Here is a 20,947-nt window from a genome sequence, read left to right on the forward strand (position 1 = left end):
ACAAGGACCCTCTCGATCTGCCTGATCGGTCCAATTTTAGCTAAATGCAACAAAGTTCTGATACGGCACACTGAGGTGTGCTGTCAAAAGACATATAAAATTTTATATAATGCAAAGAAAAGCCCCGGCTTTTCCGCCGAGGCTTCACTTTCATCAGGCAAGCCTGACAGATTACATATGAATCGTGCGGTTGTGTACCGCGAGCGCTGCTTCTTTCACAGCCTCAGTTTCCGTTGGGTGTGCGTGGCAGGTCAGTGCGATGTCTTCTGCGCTTGCGCCGAACTCCATCGCCGTTGCCGCTTGTGCAATCATATTACCCGCGTCTGCGCCAATGATGTGTACGCCAAGCACCCTGTCTGTTTCCTTGTCTGCGAGGATTTTGACAAAGCCTTCGGTTTGCAGGTTGGCTTTTGCACGGCTGTTAGCCGTGAACGGATATTTACCGGAATTATAGGCAACGCCTGCTTCTTTAAGCTCTTCTTCCGTTTTGCCAACGGCAGCCACCTCCGGATGAGTGTACACTACGCCCGGAATAACGTCATGGTTCACATAACCTGTAAGGCCCGCTATATACTCCGCACACGCAACGCCTTCATCTTCCGCCTTGTGCGCCAGCATCGGCCCTTCAATCACATCACCAATGGCCCAGATACCAGGCACGTTGGTTGAGAAATCATGGCCAACCTTGATGCGGGAGCGGTCGTCAAGCTCAACACCAGCAGTTTCAAGGCCGAGGCCCGCCGTATAAGGACGGCGGCCAACGGACACCAGCACCACATCAGCCTCTATGGTCTTGGCGTCCCCGCCTTTAACCGGCTCGAAGGTGATCTTTACACCAGACTTGGCTTTTTCAACCGATGTAACTTTGCTGGAAAGATTAAGCTTCATGCCCTGTTTCTTGAGCACACGGCCAAATGTTTTGCGAACCTCAGCGTCCATGCCTGGCAGGACCTGATCCATAAACTCAACAACGGTGACCTCGGAACCCAAGCGTTGCCACACAGAGCCAAGTTCAAGTCCGATTACGCCGCCACCAATAACCACAAGATGCTTGGGTACTTTTGGCAGACTCAGCGCACCCGTGGAGGACACGATTGTTTTCTCGTCAATTTCAACACCCGGCAAGCTGGCAACGTCACTGCCCGTGGCAATGATGGTGTTTTTTGCCTTGAGCTTTTGTTTGCCCCCATCGTTGAGGTCTACCTCAATGGTGTCTTTCCCGGTCAGTCGCGCAGCGCCTTTGACCCAAGTAATTTTGTGTTTCTTGAAAAGGAACTCAATGCCGCCCGTAAGGCCATCAACGATCTTGTCTTTCGCGCCCATCATTTCCTTGAGATCAAAAGACACACCCTTGGTGGTGATGCCAAATTTCCCAAGGTCGTGTGCTGCTTCATGATAGAGGTGTGAGGCATTGAGAAGCGCTTTTGACGGCATACAGCCCACGTTCAGGCATGTACCGCCGAGCGTGTCACGTTTGTCGATACATGCTGTCTTGAGGCCGAGCTGTGCGGCACGAATGGCAGCAACATACCCGCCAGGGCCTGCGCCAATTACAACAACGTCGAAAGTGTCAGACATCTTTTGTCCCTTTTTTTACACAGATGGGTGGGACATTGGCCCACCCATGTAGATATCTTTAGGTCTAAGTTCGGCCCTACATGTCGAGCAGAAGACGTGTTGGGTCTTCAAGCGCTTCTTTCACACGCACCAGGAAGGTCACGGCTTCGCGGCCATCAATGACACGGTGATCGTAAGACAGCGCTAGATACATCATCGGGCGGATAACGATCTGGCCGTTGATGGCAACCGGGCGTTCCTGAATCTTGTGCATGCCAAGAATACCCGACTGCGGCGGATTGAGGATCGGGCTGGACATCAGCGAGCCGAAAATGCCGCCGTTGGAGATCGTGAACGTACCGCCTTGCATATCATCAACGGTCAGTTTGCCGTCCCGCGCCTTGCGGCCATAGTTGGCGATGGAAAGCTCTGTATCCGCGAAGGACATATCCTGCGCATCCTTGAGCACAGGTACAACAAGGCCGTTCGGGCTTGAGACCGCAACGCCAATGTTTGCGAAATTGTGGTAGACGATCTCGTCGCCATCAATCTGCGCGTTCACCGCTGGGATTTCCCTGAGCGCAAGGCAACAGGCCTTCGTGAAGAAGCTCATGAAGCCGAGCTTGATGTTATGCTTCTTGGCGAACAGGTCTTTGTATTTATTCCGCGCGGCCATCACCGCAGACATGTCCACCTCGTTATAGGTGGTAAGCATCGCTGCTGTGTTTTGCGCGTCTTTCAGGCGTTCCGCAATACGCTTGCGCAGCCGGGTCATTTTCACCCGTTCTTCCCGTGGGCCGGACGGCGCAGCTGTCGCCGCAGCAGGCGCAGACAGGGTGCGCGCACTGCCGCTTTCAATCGCTTTCAGCACGTCCCCTTTGGTGAGGCGGCCATCTTTACCCGTGCCTGTGATAGACGCAGGGTCGAGATTATAGTCTTCCACCAAGCGGCGCACAGCCGGAGACATAGGCATTAGGTCACCGCCGCCGGATGAGGCCGCCGGCGCTGGCGCAGGTGCAGCTTCCTTGGCAGCTTCTTCCTTCTTCGCGGCCGGTGCAGGCGTTTCCGCTTTCTCAGCTTTAGGCGCAGGGGCAGGCGTACCGCTTGCCTTGCCTTCAGTGTCGACCTTTGCGATCAGCGCGCCAATCTCAACGTCTTCGCCTTCTTCAACAACGATCTCGACCAAAACGCCAGCCACAGGGCTTGGCACTTCCATCGCCACCTTGTCGGTTTCAACTTCTACAATCGGTTCATCCGCAGCGACCGCGTCGCCCACCTTTTTCAGCCATGTGCCGATGGTGCCTTCCGCGACCGATTCACCCATCTGCGGGATTACGATATCTTCGATTGCCATTGGGTGTGCTCCTACCCTTCTTCTAAATCGTCAGTGCTTGATTAACGAGCTCTTCCTGCTCAGCTGCATGGCGAGAAGCCAGGCCGGTAGCTGTAGAAGCGCTCGCGATACGACCGGCATAAGCTGGTCTTGCGCATTTCATTTCCAGGTCAACAAGGACACCTTCAAGCGGCTCATGGATACTGCTCCATGCGCCCATGTTGCGTGGCTCTTCTTGACACCATACGACGGCTTGGGCGTTTTTGAAGCGCTGAAGCTCGGTCTTGATCGCCCGTTCCGGGAACGGATAAAGCTGTTCAACACGCAGGAGATAGGTATCGTCCTGCTCGCGGCGGTCACGCTCATCGAGAAGGTCATAATAAACCTTGCCCGAACAAAGAACGACGCGCTTGATCTTGTCGTCGCTCTTGAGCTTGATCGAATCTTCGCCCTCTGTCTCAGCCGAATCCCACAACACACGGTGGAACTGTGAGCCTGGGCCAAAGTCCGCGAGGTTGGATACACAGCGTTTGTGCCTGAGAAGCGACTTCGGCGTCATGATCACAAGGGGCTTGCGGAAGCTCCGGTGCATCTGGCGTCTGAGAACATGGAAATAGTTCGCAGGTGTTGTGCAGTTCACCACTTGCCAGTTGTCTTCGGCAGAAAGCTGCAGGTAGCGCTCAAGACGCGCCGAAGAGTGTTCAGGCCCCTGGCCTTCATAACCGTGTGGCAACAACAGCACGAGGCCCGACATGCGAAGCCACTTGGCTTCAGCCGAGCAGATGAACTGGTCAATGATGATCTGTGCACCGTTGGCAAAGTCACCAAACTGGGCTTCCCATAATGTCAGCGAGTTTGGTTCCGCCATCGAGTAGCCATACTCGAAACCAAGAACCCCAAACTCAGACAGGTGGCTGTCCAGCACCGTGAACTGCGCGTCCTGATTAACAGACTGCAGCGGCACATAACGGTCTTCAGTTTTCTGGTCCACAAACACAGCATGGCGTTGGCTGAACGTGCCGCGGCCACAGTCTTGCCCTGACAAGCGAACGCCGTAGCCTTCACGAAGCAGCGTACCAAACGCCAGCGCCTCAGCGGTTGCCCAGTCAAAACCTGCACCGTTTTCAAACATCTGGTGTTTGTTCTCAAGCACCCGCTTGAGCGTACGGTGAATATTGAATTTCTCGGGCACCGTGGTGATAATCTCACCCACTTCGCGCAGCATGATCTCAGCCACGCCGGTTTCGGCACGGCGTTTCTCATGGTCGGCATCAGCGAGGCCAAGGCCTTCCCACTTGCCTTCAAACCAGTCAGCTTTGTTCACGCGGTATTCGCGGGCGGATTCGAACTCATCCTCCAGATAGCTGATGAACTCGTTTTCCATCTGCTCAAACTTCTCAGCGGAGAGCACACCTTCCGAGATCAACCGGTCAGCATAAATCTTCACCACACTCGGGTGGTTTTTGATTGCGGCGTACATCAGCGGTTGCGTAAATGCTGGCTCGTCAGATTCGTTATGGCCGAAGCGGCGATAACAGATCATGTCGATCACCACATCGCGGCGGAAGGTCTGACGAAACTCTGTCGCGATTTTTGCGGCGTAAGTCACGGCCTCAGGATCATCGCCGTTCACGTGGAAGATGGGTGCCTGCACCATTTTAGCCACGTCACTTGGGTATGGGCTTGAGCGCGCGAACTGTGGGCTTGTCGTGAAACCGATCTGGTTGTTTACGATGAAGTGCACAGTACCGCCGGTGTTGTAGCCACGAAGACCCGACATGCCGAAACACTCAGCCACGATGCCCTGACCCGCAAACGCTGCGTCACCGTGCAGCAGAAGCGAAAGCGTGGTGTTCCGCTGTGTATCTTTTTTCTGTTCCTGCTTCGCACGCGTTTTCCCAATCACGACCGGGTTAACGGCTTCAAGGTGTGATGGGTTTGCGTTCAGCGACAGGTGCACTTTATTGCCGTCAAACTCACGGTCAGCACTGGTGCCAAGATGATATTTCACATCACCTGAACCCTGCACATCGTCAGGCTTGAAAGAACCGCCGTGGAATTCGTTGAAGATCGCGCGGTAAGGCTTTTGCATCACGTTCGCGAGCACATTGAGGCGCCCACGGTGCGGCATTCCGATCACGATTTCATCGAGGCCATACTGGCCACCGGTTTTCATCACGGCCTCAAGCGCTGGCACCATGGCTTCACCGCCATCAAGACCAAAACGTTTGGTGCCGGTATATTTACGGCCAAGAAAGCGCTCGAACTGAACCGATTCGATCAACTTATTGAGGATCGCGATCTTGCCACGATCAGTAAACTGGATTTCCTTGTCACGACCTTCGATCTGACGCTGAATCCACGCCTTCTCTTCAGGGTCGTTAATATGCATGAACTCAACGCCAATATTGGCGCAATAAGTCCGCTTCAGGATATCAATGATTTCACGAATGCTTGCGGTCTCTAGGCCCAGCACCCCATCCATGAAAATCTTGCGGTCCATATCACCTGAGCTGAAGCCATAGGTCTCTGGTTTCAGTTCCGGGTTTACGGGGCGCTCTTCGAGCCCAAGCGGGTCCAGATTGGCCATCAGGTGGCCACGTACCCGGAAGGTGCGCACCATCATCAATGCACGGATGCTGTCGATGGTTGCGGCGCGAACATCTGCCTGACTGACGGCAGCACCAGCAGACTTTGCTGGCGCGTCACCCTCAATGAACATGTCAGAACCATCAAGGCCTGTTGTCAGATCATCATCGGGGCGAAGCGGCCAGTCTGACCGGGCCCAACTTGGGCCGGACTTGGCAACGCCAGCTTCCAGTTCCTCAAAATATTCCGCCCATCCCTGATCAACAGAGCTCGGGTCTTTGGAATATTTGGCATACAGAGTTTCAACAAACTGGGGGCTAACACCTTCCAGTGCGGCGATGCGGTCCATATCTGCACCCATGGGCAAATCGGCGCGGCGTTTTTCACCGCGCCCCTCTTTTGGCGGATTAACCGTTGATTGCTTTAAGAAGCGTTGTACCAAGCGCTGCGGGACTATCTGAAACAATAATACCAGCGGACTTCATCGCTTCGATCTTGTCTTCAGCACCACCCTGACCACCGGACACAATAGCACCAGCGTGGCCCATCGTACGGCCTGGAGGGGCTGTACGGCCAGCAATAAAGCCAGCAACAGGCTTTTTAACTTTGCTGTGCTTCAGAAACTCAGCTGCTTCCTCTTCCGCGGAGCCGCCGATTTCACCAATCATAATGATCGAGTGTGTATCTTCATCCCCTAGGAACATATCCAGACAGTCGATAAAATTGGTGCCGTTTACCGGGTCACCACCAATACCGATACAGGTGCTTTGACCAAGGCCTGCTGCCGTTGTTTGAGCAACAGCTTCATAGGTCAATGTACCGGACCGTGAAACAATGCCCACGTTGCCTGGCTTGTGAATGTGGCCCGGCATAATGCCGATCTTGCACTGGCCCGGTGTAATCACACCCGGACAGTTTGGACCAACAAGGCGGGTTTTTGAGTTCTTGAGCGCGCGCTTCACTCGCACCATATCGAGAACCGGAATACCCTCAGTGATACATACTACGAGCTCGATCTCAGCATCGATCGCTTCAAGAATCGAATCTGCCGCGAACGGAGGCGGCACATAGATCACGGAAGCGTTGCAGCCAGTGCGGTCTTTCGCTTCACCAACCGTGTTGAAAACCGGCAGGTCAAGGTGCTTCTGCCCGCCTTTACCCGGTGTAACACCACCAACCATTTGCGTGCCGTATGCAATTGCCTGCTCAGAGTGGAAGGTACCCTGCGCGCCGGTGAAGCCCTGGCAGATAACCTTGGTATTTTTTCCTACGAGAACGGACATTACGCTGCCTCCTTCACGGCTTTAACAACTTTCTCAGCCGCGTCATTCAAATCGTCGGCAGTAATGATCGGCAGGCCACTATCAGCCATGATCTGTTTGCCAAGTTCTACGTTCGTACCTTCAAGGCGGACCACAAGGGGAACGCTGAGCGCAACTTCACGAGCTGCCGCCACAACGCCTTCAGCGATCACATCGCAGCGCATGATCCCGCCGAAGATATTCACAAGAATGCCTTCAACGTTATCATCTGACAGGATGATCTTGAACGCTTCGGTCACACGCTCCTTTGTAGCACCACCACCCACATCCAAAAAGTTGGCAGGCTCGCCGCCTTTCAGCTTGATAATGTCCATGGTCGCCATGGCAAGGCCAGCGCCGTTCACCATGCAGCCGATGGAACCGTCGAGGCTGATGTAGTTGAGGTCGTATTTGGATGCTTCGATTTCTTTTGGATCTTCTTCGCTTTCGTCGCGCAGCTCACGCACGTCCGCATGGCGGAACAGCGCGTTGCCGTCAAACGACATCTTGGCGTCAAGCACGATCATCTTGTCGTCTTCAGTCAGCACAAGCGGGTTGATCTCAAGAAGCGCAGCGTCAAGGTCTGTGTATGCCTTGTAAAGCGATGCAACAACCTTCTGGCACTCTTTCGCGGCCCCGCCTTCAAGGTTAAGGCCAAAGGCCACCTTGCGGCAGTGGTACGGCTGCAGGCCAGTTACCGGGTCAATCGTGATGGTTACGATTTTCTCAGGTGTATTTTCTGCCACTTCCTCGATGTCCATGCCGCCTTCTGTAGACGCCATAATCGCAAGCTTGCCGCTTGCGCGGTCGAGCAGCATGGAGAGGTAAAATTCGCTTTTAATGCGGCAACCGTCTTCAACGTAAACGCGCTTAACCTCTTTGCCCTCTGGGCCGGTCTGGTGCGTTACGAGCGTTTTGCCGATAAGCTCTTTTGCAACAGCTTCAACGTCGTCGAGCGATTTAACAACCTTCACGCCGCCCGCTTTACCGCGGCCACCAGCGTGAATTTGCGCTTTTACAACCCATACCGGGCCACCCAGCTTTTTCGCTTCGTCAACAGCTTCCGCCGCCGTGTAGGCAACGCCGCCTTCAAGTACTGGCGCGCCGTATTTTTTCAAAAGGCCCTTCGCCTGATATTCATGGATATTCATCTGCTATCCAACTCCTTGAGTTCCAGATTTGGAAAGTTCCAAGTCCCTTTGCGTGTCGCTTACGCGAGCGACGGATCGATATTGATGCAAGCTTCCATCAGACCCTTCACAGCGCCGACGGAGTGATCGAAACCAGCTTTTTCTTCGCCTTCCAGGTTGATCTCAACCACTTTTTCAATGCCGTTTGCGCCAACAATCACCGGTACGCCAACATACATATTATCAAGACCATATTCGCCTGTCAGGTGCGCTGCAACCGGCAACACGCGGCGTTTGTCTTTAAGATAGCTTTCCGCCATCTCAATCGCGCTGGTTGCAGGTGCGTAAAACGCGGAACCTGTCTTCAGAAGACCAACGATCTCTGCGCCGCCATCACGGGTGCGCTGAACGATCGCGTCGATCTTCTCTTGTGTGGACCAACCCATCTTGATCAGGTCCGGCACCGGGATGCCTGCAACAGCAGAGTAGCGCGTCAGCGGCACCATGGTATCGCCGTGGCCGCCAAGCACAAATGCGGTAACATCCTGAACCGAAACGTTGAATTCTTCTGCGAGGAAATGGCGGAAGCGTGAGCTATCAAGTACACCAGCCATGCCGCATACTTTATTTGTCGGCAGGCCAGAGAACTTCTGCAGCGCCCAAACCATTGCATCAAGCGGGTTAGTGATACAAATAACAAAGGCATCTGGCGCATATTTGCCGATGCCTTCACCTACTGCCTTCATAACTTTGAGGTTAATGCCGAGAAGATCGTCGCGGCTCATGCCCGGTTTACGCGGCACACCTGCGGTTACGATAACAACATCCGCGCCTTCGATATCTTTATAGTCGTTCGCGCCTTTAAGAACAGAGTTATACCCTTCGACCGGCGCGCTCTGCGCGAGGTCAAGCGCCTTGCCCTGAGGCAGGCCTTCCGCGATGTCAAAGAGGACGATATCGCCCATTTCTTTTAGCGCTGCGAGGTGTGCAAGAGTACCACCGATCTGGCCGCTGCCGATCAATGCAATTTTTTTACGTGCCATGAGAATGCTCCAGCCAAGTTTTGGGGCCACTTGAGGTCAGTAACCGCGTACTGAAAAACAATGAATATTCAGGGAGGTACTAGCGCGTTTACCCCCATGAGACAAGTCATGAAGTGCTACCTTGCTCGATATCCCTTTATGAATCGTTACCTTAGTGCGAATTCTGCCTTTAAGCCTTCTTATTTTTCGGCACCAGCCATGCGAAATACGCATAGCTCGCAATAAAACGAAAGAAAAACCGTCGCTTAAGCACCCGAGTCTCTCATTTGCGCCCGTCGCAGGGTAAGGTTGCCAAGCTGGCCGCGCATCACTACAACAAACGCAGAAGGGAGCGATCCGCACGAAAACGCTCCGTGAAATTACAACAGGGACACTCCATAATCAGATGATCAACATCACTATCGATAATCGGCATGATCCAGCTGAACTTGCAAAACAGTATAAAAAGACTGGTCGACTGCAGGTACCAAATTTCTTCACGAATGAGACGGCCGATGCCCTGTATGATCTGATTGCAAACAACAAAACCTGGTTCTCAGCTTACAATGAGGGCGATAATTATTTCGAGGTGCCCGTCGCCAGCATGATGAACATGCCGCGCGAACAAAAAATCCACTTCATGAAAAAGATCCAGTTGGGAGCGCAGAAAGGCTTCCAGTATTTCTTCGACCAATATTACATGACTGAGGCGGTCAATAACGGCCGTGAGCCGGGTCACCCGCTGCATCAGATGCACGACTATGTAAACTCGGATGCCTTCCTTGAGTTCATGCGCACCCTTACCGGTGCGCCGGAGATTGACCGTTCAGACAGCTTTGCGAGCCAATATCTGCCTGGCCATTTCCTCACCACACATAGCGACATCCACGCACATGAGAACCGTGTGGCGGCCTATACTATATCGATGACGAAAAACTGGGACCCAAACTGGGGCGGTAATCTCATGTTTCTTGATGACAACGGCAATATTACCGGTGGCTTCAAACCATCGTTCAACACACTCAATATATTCACCGTGCCACAATCCCACGCTGTGCAACACGTGGCACCATTTGCCGGTGAACGCCGCCTAAGTTATCTAGGCTGGCTGAAAAGGCCTTAGGTTAAGCGTCTTCCTTGCCATGCCCGCGGGTGAGATAGTCCTTCGACTGCATTTCCATTAGGCGGGAGACCGTACGGTCAAACTCAAAGTGACCATCACCACTTTCATATAACTGGTCAGGCGGCACAGCGGCAGAACACAACAGTTTCACACCGTGCTCATAGAGCGCATCAATCAATGTGACGAACCGCTTGGCTTCGTTGCGTTTGTCCGGCCCAAGCTGCGGGATAGCCACCAGAATGACGGTATGATACGCCCGGGCGATCGCAAGGTAGTCAGCGGCCCCCAAGGCGTTCGCACATAACCGCTTGAAGGAGAAAACGGCCACACCTCGCGCTGCCTTCGGCACATGAAGTTTGCGGCCCTGAACTGTCAGTTCATCTGAGGGAACCTTGTCGCGGTCTTCCACGTTTCGGTCGGTCAGGCGGAAGAAAGCTTCGGACAGCTTGGCTGTCGCCTCATCGTCAACAGGACTATAATATGTGTCCACGCCCTTCAGGCGGTCATAACGATAGTCTGTTGGGCCATCAAGCGGCACCACTTCGAACTGAGCTTTGATCATCTCGATGAAGGGCAGGAAAAGCTGGCGGTTGAGCCCACCTTTATAGAGATCATCCGGCACCCGGTTCGACGTTGCCACAATTACCACGCCGCGCTCCAGCAGCTCTCTATACAGCCGCCCCAGCACCATGGCGTCAGCAATATCGGTCACCTGCATTTCATCAAAGCATAGCAACGTAGCTTCAAGTGCGATCTGGCGTGCTACCGGCGGGATGGGGTCATCTTCTGATGCTCGACCGCCTTTCTCGGTGCGTTCTTTCGCTGAAAGGCCGCGCCACTCTTTTAAGCGGGCATGGATGTCCAGCATGAACTCATGGAAGTGTACCCGCTTTTTGTGCGCGACTGGTGCGAGCTCATAAAAGAGGTCCATAAGCATGGATTTACCCCGGCCTACACCACCATAAATATAGATGCCTTTAGGTGCCTTTTTATCCCCGCCTGTCCAGCGAAAGAAATTGGCCAGGCGCCAACTCTTGATGGAAAGGCCACCGGCCCGCCCTGCCACTTCGGGATAGTCGGCCAATTCATGATACAGGCGTTCAAAATGCGCCAGCACGCGCTGCTGCTCCGGGTCGGGTCTCACTTCGCCTTCTGCAACGAGCCGCGCGTAAACGGCCTTGGGCGTTTCCGTCATAAATATTGGCCTACATGGTCTGACAAACTCAATTCTTCCTAGCATGCAGAACGAGAGCGAACAAATGTAAACCCACGTCCTCCTTCACGTCCGAGCCTCGCATTAATTTTGCCGTTTTACTTGACCCCGCGTCACTTCGTCATAATCAACAGGGTATAAGCTAGTGCGTATGCGTCGCACCTCAGAGCGAGACAAAGGCAAGACCCAATGAATACCACGATGAGAATTGTACCGCTTGCCGGTGTCAAAAATTTCCGCGATATGGGCGGCTACACGACTAAGGATGGTCGCACCGTCAAGTGGGGACACTTGTTCCGTTCCGGTCACCTCTCTGACATGACAGATGATTGCGGCACGGAGCTGACCGCAAGAGACATCGGTACGGTTATCGACTTTCGCTCCGACCGCGAGAAAGAGCGCCACCCGGTTCGCTGGCCAAAAAGCTGGGCGCCTGATTATCACGCTCTGCCCATCGGCGGCAATGCGGCTGCCTGGGTCCATGATCTTTTTGAGCGCATCGCAACAAGCCCTTTCCCTGCCGATGAGTTACGGGCACAATTCATCCTCGCTTTTGAAACCATTCCGGTACGCAACGCCAGCGGCGTGAAGGACTATTTTGACACCATCATCGACCGCAAAAACCCCGGTGCCGTGCTATTTCATTGCACCGCAGGCAAAGACCGTACGGGCATCACCGGTGCTTTGATGCTGCGCGCACTTGGTGTTGATGAAGATCAGGTTATGGCTGATTTCCTCACCACAAACGACGCTGTGGATTTGGATGAAACCAGCACCCGGTTGGCTGGATGGTTATCCTCCCGCGCGAACCGCGAGATCACGCCCCAGGATGTATTTCCGCTTGTGGGAGTGGAAGCTGACTTCCTGCATGCTGCAGACAAGGCAATCGCCCGCGAGTTTGGCAGCACCGAAAATTACATGAGCAAGGTACTAGGCCTTACTGCTGACAGGCTTGATAAACTGCGCTCGTCATTCCTGAGCGGATAAGTTATCTGCGCCATTTCCTTCTAGTAACTCGACCAAAATACCGTCACGGTTCAATCTCGTGATCGCTGCGTTAATGCGTGGCAGCAAATGAGCCTGTGCCCGGTGCACACGTATTTTTTGCTGCGCCCTTATGCGTATGCCACCAAGCTCGAACGTATCGGGTTGATCCTTGGTCATTGTATAGAAATCCACATTGCTGATAATGCCAACATCAGCCCGGTCTGCTGCCAACAATTTGAGCACGTCCGAAAGGTCACGTCCTTCAACCGCGACGCCAAAAAACGGTCGATCTTCATACTCAAAACCGGTGACAACCGCGACCCTCAATTGTAGCAGGTCTTCAGGTTTCACAATCTCCCTCACTTCGCCCGCACGAAACACATATTGCTCGCGTGTCAGGTAGAAAGTATCGCTCCAAAGCTGGGCATTCACTTCCTCCGGGCGTACCCGCCACATTGGCGCAGTACAACAATCAAGCATGATCTCACCATTTGTAAACATGCGGCGCTTTCGTTCCTCCGGCATATCAACAAATTCTGGCCTGATATTGGCTTCTTGAAGAATAGCCCGCCATGCCAACTGAAAGCCCGGGCTACTGCTCTCGCTCACTTTCACCTCAACAGTTTTTTGCGGCTTCGCCTCCTCACCTGAAATCGACACCTCTTGAAGGATAGCCGAGATCACACCACGCTTCTGCAATCGGGCGATTGCCTCGTTAATCGCGGGAAGAAAGTCGGCGTGGTCCTTATGCACCCGCACCCTGAGATCGGCAATATAATGGGCTTCACCCAGCTCCAGCATGCGTGGCCTCAAGCGCATACGGCGGTAAAAATCCTGCTGGTTTATCATGCCTACCTGTGCCCGGCCTGCGACCAGCATATCGAGCACATCTTCCATGTCCCGCACCTCAACGGTGCTGCCGAAATAATCCTCATATTGGTAATTGAAACCGCGCACTTTAGCGACACGCAACTTGCGCAGCGCTTCCGGTGTGGGGATAGGGATCACCTGGTCCTTCTTGAAAACATAATGCTCCGGCGAATGATGGAACGCATCAGAGAACAGCTGCACAGCGTCTTCCCCTGGCGCCTGACGCCAGATGGGCGATGCACAGCAATCCAAAGCAATAACGCCGTCCAAGAACATGCGCCGTTTACGCCCATGGGGCGCGGAAATAAAATCGACCTTGATACCCGCTTCCTCAAGGATGGCTGCAAACACTTTGGAGTATGCGATAGAATCGCTTTGTCCTGCGCGAATGGCGGCAGCTTCCCCCGCATGGCAGCCGGAGGATACGCACAATATTGCGCCCACAACACCAAAGAAAAACCTATGTATAAATGTCGCCCGCAGGGGTCTATCCTCACACAGAAATTGCCGTCTATCATTGTGATACAGCAGCGTTAAAAAAACGCTACCTAAAGCATTACCACGAGCTAGCGGCTATGAGATCGGATTATTCAGGCACCTTCATATCGCGGAGACGCGCGCCTGTCAGGTGGGCGATGCGGCCATTCGCGTTCAGAGCTTTAATGGCTGCCTCAAGCCGCGGCAGCAGGTCAGCGCGTGTTTTGTGTACCCTCGCCCTAAGCCCAAGCCTGTGATGCACAGGCCCCAGCACGAGCGGCAGCGGGTTCAGCTTTTGCCTGCGGCGAAATTCCTGATGATTAGCGATTGTGAGATCGGCTTCACCTCTGGCGACAGCCTCAAACACTTCACCCAATGAAACACGGACAACGACATCACCAAATGTAGCATCGCGCCGGTAAGCAAAACCTTGCACCACACCAACCCGGTATGCACTGAGATCCGTGGGATCAGGAAGGTCGTATTCTTTACCTTCCTGTATGATCAGATGGTCCACCGTATAGAAAAACGGCGATGTCCAGAGCTGAGTTTGTTTCTCGTCCTCGCGGGCGCGCCAATCGGGCACTGAACAGCAATCTAGCACAAGCTCACCACGCACGAACATGTCACGGCGCACATCACGCGGAGCTGCAATGAGCTCAACGTCTATTCCGGCTTCATCCAGTATGGCGTGCCAAACATCCCGGAAGACGCTGTCGCCAATCCTGCTGGCTTTCGCGACATCAGATGCCTGAGCAGGCACGCTGAAGAAAGCGACAACCAAACCCAGAAGCAGCCCATATTTCAATTTTATCTTGTCCATATTTAACGCGTACTCATAGAGATGGGGGTCTCACTTAACAACAACAACTTGTCCAAACGGCCGTCAGCTCTCATTCGCGCGATCGCCGCGTTAATTTTCGGCAGCAGGTCGGGTCTGGTAATGTGGACGCTGGCGTGAAGATAGCCAGATGCCATTACCCCGCCCAGTTCCAGTGGCCAGTCTCTTTTTGCCATCTCAAAACGGAACTGAAGCCCGGTAATAATACCAACATCTGCCCGGTTCATCTCAAGTAGAGTAAGTACATCTGCATGGTCTCTGCCGTCTATCCTGTCACCAAACTGATCCTGCCAGATATAATCAAATCCACGAATCCCAGCTACACGGTACGATTTGAGATCCTCGCCCCGTTCAATGGGCACAACTTCGCCTTTCCGAAAGACATAGTGCGCCTGTGCGAAATAAATGGGGTCAGTAAACAGATGGGTAGCCTTTTCCTCCGGTGTATCCCGGTACATCGGCGGATGACAGCAATCCAGAAGCAAATAGCCCTCTATGAATGAACGCCGTTTGCGTTTTGTTGGAAGGGGGGAAAATACCACGTCGATCTGGGCTTCTTTGACGATAGCTTCCCAAATGGGAACGTTGGGCAATGTATTCGCCTGCCCCGCGCGCACCACACTGGTGTCTACGGCCTCAAGCTCGTCAGTCCCGTATAGAAGCGCTCCAATAACGCATATGAGTTGAACAGAGAATTTCAACGGTACCAAGCCTTACACCCTACCCCTTGAGCATCATGTACCAGAGACCTTGAAAAAAGGTGAACAAGCTCATGGAACAGAAACGGGGCCAAGTGGCCCCGTTTTTCATTTATCTGGTCCTGAATAAACTCAGCCCTTGCGCTCTACCATCATTTTCTTGATCTCCGCAATCGCCTTCGCTGGGTTCAACCCTTTAGGGCAAGCGTTTGCACAGTTCATAATGGTATGGCAGCGGTAAAGCCGGAACGGATCCTCAAGGTCGTCAAGGCGTTCGCCTGTGGCTTCATCGCGGCTATCGATCAACCAGCGGTAAGCCTGCAACAGAACCGCAGGACCGAGATATTTGTCCTCGTTCCACCAATAGCTCGGGCAGGAGGTGGAGCAACAGGCACAAAGAATACACTCATAAAGGCCGTCCAGCTTCGCACGATCTTCGTGTGATTGCAGACGCTCCTTCTCAGGCGTTGTGCTCTGGGTCTGCATCCACGGTTTGATCGATGCATATTGCGCATAGAAATTGGAAAGGTCTGGCACCAGATCTTTCACCACTTCCTGGTGCGGCAACGGGGTAATGGATACATCCCCTTTCGCATCCTCAATCGCGGTTGTGCATGCCAACCCGTTCTTGCCGTTGATGTTCATGGCGCAGGAGCCACAAACCCCTTCGCGGCAAGACCGACGGAACGTGACTGTGCTGTCCATCTCATTTTTAATTTTGATGAGCGCGTCCAGCACCATCGGGCCGCAGCCCTCCATGTCTACCTCAAAGGTATCCATGCGCGGGTTTTCACCGTCATCCGGGTTCCAGCGATACACGTGAAACGCGCGGGTGTTTGATGCACCTTCCGCTTTGACGGTTTTACCCTTGCCAACGCGGGAGTTCTTGGGAAGCGAAAATTCAGCCATTTGTCTACATCCTTCCCTTAATATACCCGAGCCTTAGGCTTGATATAGTCGACTTCCTCAGTGAGGGTATAGTCATGCACAGGGCGCTCGCCCAGCGTGACCTTTTTGCCGTCAAACCAGCCTACGGTATGTTTCATCCAGTTTTTGTCGTCCCGATCAGGGTAATCTTCATGCATGTGCGCGCCTCGGCTTTCTTTGCGCGCCGACGCCCCGTGCATGGTGAGAACCGCCTGGCCGATAAGGTTATCAAGCTCGAGCGTTTCAATAAGATCACTGTTCCAGACCAGCGAGCGGTCTGTGGTTTTAAGGTCATCAAACCCTGAAGCCACTTCGTCGATCAGCTTCACGCCTTCAGTGAGCACTTCTTCCGTACGGAAGACCGCACAATTGTTTTGCATCACACGCTGCATGTTAAGCCGCATATCAGCCGTTGGTGTAGAACCATCCGCATAACGGGCTTTATCAAGGCGGCCAAGCGCCATCTCTTCATAACCCGCTGGGAGCGGCTTTTGAGTAGCACCTGCTTTGGTCGTCTCCGCCACACGGTGGGCGGTTGCGCGGCCAAAGACCACAAGGTCAATGAGCGAGTTGGACCCAAGCCGGTTTGCACCGTGAACAGACACACAAGCTGCCTCACCCACCGCGTAAAGGCCCGGCACGGTTGCGTCAGGGTCGCTTGCCGTCGGGTTGATCACTTCGCCATGATAGTTGGTTGGAATACCACCCATGTTGTAGTGCACCGTCGGAATGATCGGGATTGGCTGTTTGGTCACGTCCACGCCCGCAAATACTTTTGCAGACTCGGAAATACCCGGCAGACGCTCAGCCAGAATAGCCGGATCAAGATGGTCAAGGTGCAGGAACATATGGTCCTTGTTTGCGCCAACACCGCGCCCTTCCCTGATCTCGTTCGAGATCGAGCGGGACACCACATCACGCGATGCAAGGTCCTTCGCGCTTGGCGCATAACGCTCCATAAAGCGCTCACCCTCACTGTTGATCAGGATACCACCTTCACCGCGCGCGCCTTCGGTAATAAGTACACCTGCACCGTAAATGCCGGTTGGGTGAAACTGAACAAACTCAAGATCCTGAAGGCCAATGCCCGCGCGCAGCGCCATGCCGCCACCGTCACCTGTACAGGTGTGAGCCGATGTGCATGAGAAATACGCACGGCCGTAACCACCGGTCGCGAGCGTTACTGACTGGCTGCGGAAAGCATGGATCGAACCATCTTCCATGTTCATGGCGATTACGCCGCGGCATTCGCCGCCTTCCATGATCAGGTCAATCGCGAAATATTCGATATAGAAGTCGCTGTCATACTTGAGCGACTGTTGGTAAAGCCCGTGCAACATGGCGTGGCCCGTGCGGTCAGCCGCAGCACACGTGCGCTGCGCTGGTGGGCCCTCACCAAACTCAGTGGTCATGCCGCCAAAAGCACGCTGGTAAATCTTGCCTTCCTCCGTACGGGAGAAGGGCACGCCATAGTGTTCCAGCTCATACACAGCTGCCGGTGCTTCACGCACCATATATTCAATCGCGTCCTGGTCACCAAGCCAGTCGGAGCCTTTGACGGTGTCATACATATGCCACTGCCAACTGTCCGGGCCCATGTTGCCAAGGGATGCCGCGATACCGCCCTGCGCTGCCACGGTGTGTGACCGGGTTGGGAATACTTTAGTGATGCATGCTGTCTTGAGGCCTGCTTCCGCGAGGCCCATGGTGGCACGAAGGCCAGATCCGCCCGCGCCAACAACAACGGCATCATAGGTGTGCACTGTAATGGGATAGCTGCTCGTCATGATTTATCCCCCAAACGCTATACGAAGAACGGAGAAGATGCTGAGCGCCGCAATCAGCACACAGGCGAAAGTGATCACCAACATGGAGGCGATCTTGGTGCCCTTGTCATGCACATAATCTTCCACAATCACCTGCAACCCAAGGCGCATGTGATAAACGAAGTTGGCAACAAACAGGATCACAAGAACGCTGGCAAGCGGCTGCTTGAGCCATGCGACCCATTCAGCGTGGCTTTTGCCCACGTTGCCCACAAAGGAGATGACCATGAAGATCACCAGCGGGATATTGGCAATGGCCGTAACGCGCTGTAGCCACCAATGGTGCGTGCCGTCTTTCGCGGAACCGAGCCCACGAACCTTGGCCAGTGGTGTTTTCATATCAGCCATGGCTTACATCACCCCCAATACTTTATAGGCCGCAACCCAGATCACGACCGTCATGACGATTGAGAACACAAAGGTCAGCCTGGCTGATGCTGTATTGGCCTTGAGGTCGTACATTTTCCCCATGTCCATTATCAGGTGGCGGATACCGCCAGCCAGATGCTGCATCAGCGCGAAGGTTAGCCCAAGAAGCACAAGGCGACCGACAATCGACCCCGCATAGCCTTGAACAATATCGAAATACTCGTGCCCCGTCGCAAGAGCCACCAACCACCAGGTAAGCAGGATAGACCCAAAAGCCAGCGCCGCACCGGTTGCCCGGTTGATAATCGACGCCGCCATGTGCCATCCCCAGCGATAAACCTGTAAGTGGGGCGAAAGCGGGCGTTTCACTTGAGCCATGAATAATCCCCTGACAGAATTGACATATTGGCCCTGCGGCGGCGAATGCTGCGCCGCAGAAAGAATCAGGCATTGTTTTAGCTCCCCATACGGTCCAACCGCAAGAAAGGATTTGGCTAAATCTTGAAATTTAACCGCCATAGGGGGTACTCATCCCTGTTCACAGCGTGAGTTAGGGCGACACGACAGCCAAGCAACCGGCACGCCCGACACCTTTGCCAAATTAATCACAACCTGCCATTGCAGACCACACACCCATCTGCTAGTCACGGTGTAGTTGATACGATTATGCCATTCTGGTCTTGGGGGTCTGGATTGATGAATTTTTCGCTGGCGCATATTCTCGCGCTTTCAAGCCTTATTGCGTTTTTACCGACCGCACAAGCAAACGAACCTGCTGATCAATTACCTATCGAAGTGTTCGCTAAACTGCCGCAGTTCTCGAACCCTCAACTCTCGCCTGACGCACAGTTTATCGCCTACATAAGCCCGATCAACGGTCGCAGAAACCTCATCATCCGGCCGCTTGACCAAGCGGGGAAACCAGAGGCCATCCCCCCCGTTGAGGATACCGATATCTCATGGTTTCGGTGGGCGAATAATGACCGCCTGCTGGTCTCCTACCGATATTCCGATAGTTGGGATGACAATTCCTATGTCCGCACGGCCCTGTTTTCGGTGCACAAGAGTGAACCCGGATATGTCAACATGGCCAAAGAGCCGAAGGCGTACAAACGCAATCCTTTCGCACGCAAACCGCCACAAATCAGGGACAAAGTGGTGGATTTCCTGTCCGACGACCCTGATCACGTCCTGCTCGCCATCGATTCTGATTATGATGCACGAGCAGAGATTCGCCGTGTGAAGGTTGAGAATGGAGCCTTCAGCAATGTTACGGAAGGCTACGACTGGATCAACAACTGGTACGTCGACAAAAACCACGAATATCGTCTCGGTTTCGGAGGTAGCCCCAAAGGCCTTCGCATCCTCTATATCGACCCTGACACTAACGATCATGAGGAAATTCAGGACACAAGCTGGCTTGAGGACAACGGCGTTCATCTGATTACCTTCACAGACGACCCTCGCATTATGTATGCGCTTGAGCCCAATGATCGTGGCTTGAGGCGGCTCATCACCTTCAATGTTCAAGAAGGTGAACGGGCAGCCATTCTGTTTGAGCATCCCACAGTTGACGTAACCGGCATCGCAAAGGACCCAGAAACAGGCGACTTTGTCGGGGTGCGATATAATGATGACCTGCCACGGGTAAAATATTTTGATGCGGAACTTGCTGCCCTACAGGCACAGCTCAACCAACTTATCCCCGGCGGCTCAAATGAGATCGTCAGTCGCAACAAGACGGCAGGGCTTTATCTCATCCGCCATATCAGTGACCGAGAGGAAACCTATTACGCGCTCGATATGCAGTCACAAAACCTCTCTCGCTATACGGATGCGGTTCCGATACCCGCCAACCATCTGGTAAGTACACAGAAACATGCCGTGCCAATGCGAGACGGCAGCTTTATCGAAGCATACCTTACCTCCCCCCGCGGTACGCAGTCTGAGAACCTGCCTCTCATAGTCATGCCTCATGGTGGTCCCTACTCACGCGATGACAACCGATACAACTATTTCGCCCAGTTTCTGGCGAACCGGGGGTACGCAGTCCTCAGGCCCAACTTCCGTGGATCAACAGGGTATGGACACTATTTTGAGGCCGCTGGCTACGACCAGTGGGGTGGGTTGATGCAGGACGACGTAACCGATGCCACCCGCTGGGCGATAGAGGCAGGCATTGCAGATGCACAGCGCGTCTGCATTGTCGGTGGCTCTTATGGTGGTTATGCGGCCCTTATGGGCGCTGTTAAAGAACCCGACTTATATGCCTGTGCGGCTTCACTGAATGGTGTCTCCGATCTTGTCATGCAGGAAGACCGGCTGAAAGACTTTTTTGGCCGCAGAGATTTCGCAAAAAAAATTGGCCTTAAAGGCCACAACACCAAGGATGTCTCCCCGTATCACCAAGCGGCTAGAATCAAATCACCCGTGATGATACTGCACGCCGAAGACGACCCGGTGGTGCCATTTGTTCATGGTGAGAAAATGTATAAAGCACTGGCCCGCTTCAAGAAGGATGTGACCTTTGTGCCACTTCGTAGTGCTGATCATTTTTTCGATACCGAACAATCACGCCGCGACATGCTGGCCGCTCTTGAAAAATTCCTCACCAAACATATCGGAAACTAAAACACCTGCTTGCGGTAGCAGGTTCAACTCGCGCCAACCTTAAACTATTGTTG

Annotated in this window: 17 protein-coding genes; 3 read left to right on the plus strand and 14 right to left on the minus strand. The window is 53.7% G+C overall.

Annotated features, from left to right (window positions below):
• Nucleotides 1-171: 171 nt before the first annotated feature.
• The 6 genes from lpdA to mdh all read right to left on the minus strand — a co-directional run bounded on the left by lpdA (nucleotide 172) and on the right by mdh (nucleotide 8,953).
• Nucleotides 172-1,578, minus strand: a complete 1,407-nt coding sequence (gene lpdA, locus ACOOGA_RS05780; protein ID WP_420429916.1) for a dihydrolipoyl dehydrogenase — start codon at nucleotides 1,576-1,578, stop codon at nucleotides 172-174.
• A gap of 76 nt (nucleotides 1,579-1,654) precedes the next feature.
• Nucleotides 1,655-2,911 carry a 2-oxoglutarate dehydrogenase complex dihydrolipoyllysine-residue succinyltransferase gene (odhB, locus tag ACOOGA_RS05785; protein WP_420429917.1) on the minus strand — a complete coding sequence of 419 codons (1,257 nt, stop codon included), beginning with the start codon at nucleotides 2,909-2,911 and terminating at the stop codon, nucleotides 1,655-1,657.
• A gap of 22 nt (nucleotides 2,912-2,933) precedes the next feature.
• Complete coding sequence (locus ACOOGA_RS05790; protein WP_420430621.1) at nucleotides 2,934-5,840, minus strand: 2-oxoglutarate dehydrogenase E1 component; 2,907 nt, start codon at nucleotides 5,838-5,840, stop codon at nucleotides 2,934-2,936.
• 46 nt (nucleotides 5,841-5,886) lie between these two features.
• Nucleotides 5,887-6,762 (minus strand): succinate--CoA ligase subunit alpha, encoded by an 876-nt coding sequence (gene sucD / locus ACOOGA_RS05795; protein ID WP_420429918.1) that lies wholly within the window; start codon nucleotides 6,760-6,762, stop codon nucleotides 5,887-5,889.
• Nucleotides 6,762-7,931, minus strand: a complete 1,170-nt coding sequence (gene sucC, locus ACOOGA_RS05800) for an ADP-forming succinate--CoA ligase subunit beta (protein ID WP_417462524.1) — start codon at nucleotides 7,929-7,931, stop codon at nucleotides 6,762-6,764. Before sucC ends, sucD begins: the two co-directional genes overlap by 1 nt.
• A gap of 59 nt (nucleotides 7,932-7,990) precedes the next feature.
• Entirely contained in the window at nucleotides 7,991-8,953 is a 963-nt protein-coding gene (gene mdh / locus ACOOGA_RS05805; RefSeq protein WP_417462523.1) for a malate dehydrogenase, read from the minus strand.
• 385 nt (nucleotides 8,954-9,338) lie between these two features.
• Here mdh and ACOOGA_RS05810 point away from each other — a divergent pair, with 385 nt between their 5' ends.
• Nucleotides 9,339-10,055 carry a 2OG-Fe(II) oxygenase gene (locus ACOOGA_RS05810; RefSeq protein WP_420429919.1) on the plus strand — a complete coding sequence of 239 codons (717 nt, stop codon included), beginning with the start codon at nucleotides 9,339-9,341 and terminating at the stop codon, nucleotides 10,053-10,055.
• Between the two features lies 1 nt (nucleotide 10,056).
• Here the strand turns inward: ACOOGA_RS05810 and zapE are convergent, their stop codons facing one another.
• A complete protein-coding gene (zapE, locus tag ACOOGA_RS05815) occupies nucleotides 10,057-11,250 on the minus strand; it encodes a cell division protein ZapE (RefSeq protein WP_420429920.1) in 1,194 nt (397 codons plus the stop codon).
• Nucleotides 11,251-11,457: 207 nt separating this feature from the next.
• Here zapE and ACOOGA_RS05820 point away from each other — a divergent pair, with 207 nt between their 5' ends.
• Nucleotides 11,458-12,255 carry a tyrosine-protein phosphatase gene (locus ACOOGA_RS05820; protein ID WP_420429921.1) on the plus strand — a complete coding sequence of 266 codons (798 nt, stop codon included), beginning with the start codon at nucleotides 11,458-11,460 and terminating at the stop codon, nucleotides 12,253-12,255.
• Here ACOOGA_RS05820 and ACOOGA_RS05825 read toward each other — a convergent pair.
• From ACOOGA_RS05825 to sdhC, 7 genes are all read right to left on the minus strand, one after another.
• Nucleotides 12,238-13,569 (minus strand): substrate-binding periplasmic protein, encoded by a 1,332-nt coding sequence (locus tag ACOOGA_RS05825; protein WP_420429922.1) that lies wholly within the window; start codon nucleotides 13,567-13,569, stop codon nucleotides 12,238-12,240. The genes ACOOGA_RS05820 and ACOOGA_RS05825 overlap by 18 nt on opposite strands.
• A gap of 142 nt (nucleotides 13,570-13,711) precedes the next feature.
• Nucleotides 13,712-14,425 carry a substrate-binding periplasmic protein gene (locus ACOOGA_RS05830; RefSeq protein ID WP_417462518.1) on the minus strand — a complete coding sequence of 238 codons (714 nt, stop codon included), beginning with the start codon at nucleotides 14,423-14,425 and terminating at the stop codon, nucleotides 13,712-13,714.
• A gap of 2 nt (nucleotides 14,426-14,427) precedes the next feature.
• The gene (locus ACOOGA_RS05835) at nucleotides 14,428-15,153 is read right to left on the minus strand and encodes a substrate-binding periplasmic protein (protein WP_420429923.1); all 726 of its coding nucleotides are present in this window, start codon (nucleotides 15,151-15,153) and stop codon (nucleotides 14,428-14,430) included.
• Between the two features lie 120 nt (nucleotides 15,154-15,273).
• Nucleotides 15,274-16,050 (minus strand): succinate dehydrogenase iron-sulfur subunit, encoded by a 777-nt coding sequence (locus ACOOGA_RS05840; protein WP_417462516.1) that lies wholly within the window; start codon nucleotides 16,048-16,050, stop codon nucleotides 15,274-15,276.
• A gap of 17 nt (nucleotides 16,051-16,067) precedes the next feature.
• The gene (gene sdhA / locus ACOOGA_RS05845) at nucleotides 16,068-17,855 is read right to left on the minus strand and encodes a succinate dehydrogenase flavoprotein subunit (RefSeq protein ID WP_417462515.1); all 1,788 of its coding nucleotides are present in this window, start codon (nucleotides 17,853-17,855) and stop codon (nucleotides 16,068-16,070) included.
• A gap of 3 nt (nucleotides 17,856-17,858) precedes the next feature.
• Complete coding sequence (gene sdhD, locus ACOOGA_RS05850) at nucleotides 17,859-18,242, minus strand: succinate dehydrogenase, hydrophobic membrane anchor protein (RefSeq protein WP_417462514.1); 384 nt, start codon at nucleotides 18,240-18,242, stop codon at nucleotides 17,859-17,861.
• Between the two features lie 3 nt (nucleotides 18,243-18,245).
• Complete coding sequence (gene sdhC / locus ACOOGA_RS05855; RefSeq protein WP_417462513.1) at nucleotides 18,246-18,641, minus strand: succinate dehydrogenase, cytochrome b556 subunit; 396 nt, start codon at nucleotides 18,639-18,641, stop codon at nucleotides 18,246-18,248.
• Nucleotides 18,642-18,959: 318 nt separating this feature from the next.
• Between sdhC and ACOOGA_RS05860 the strand changes: the two genes are divergently transcribed.
• Nucleotides 18,960-20,894 (plus strand): prolyl oligopeptidase family serine peptidase, encoded by a 1,935-nt coding sequence (locus tag ACOOGA_RS05860; RefSeq protein ID WP_420429924.1) that lies wholly within the window; start codon nucleotides 18,960-18,962, stop codon nucleotides 20,892-20,894.
• Nucleotides 20,895-20,947 lie beyond the last annotated feature (53 nt).

This window comes from Kordiimonas sp. (genome assembly GCF_965216265.1).
Taxonomy (GTDB): Bacteria; Pseudomonadota; Alphaproteobacteria; order Sphingomonadales; family Kordiimonadaceae; genus Kordiimonas.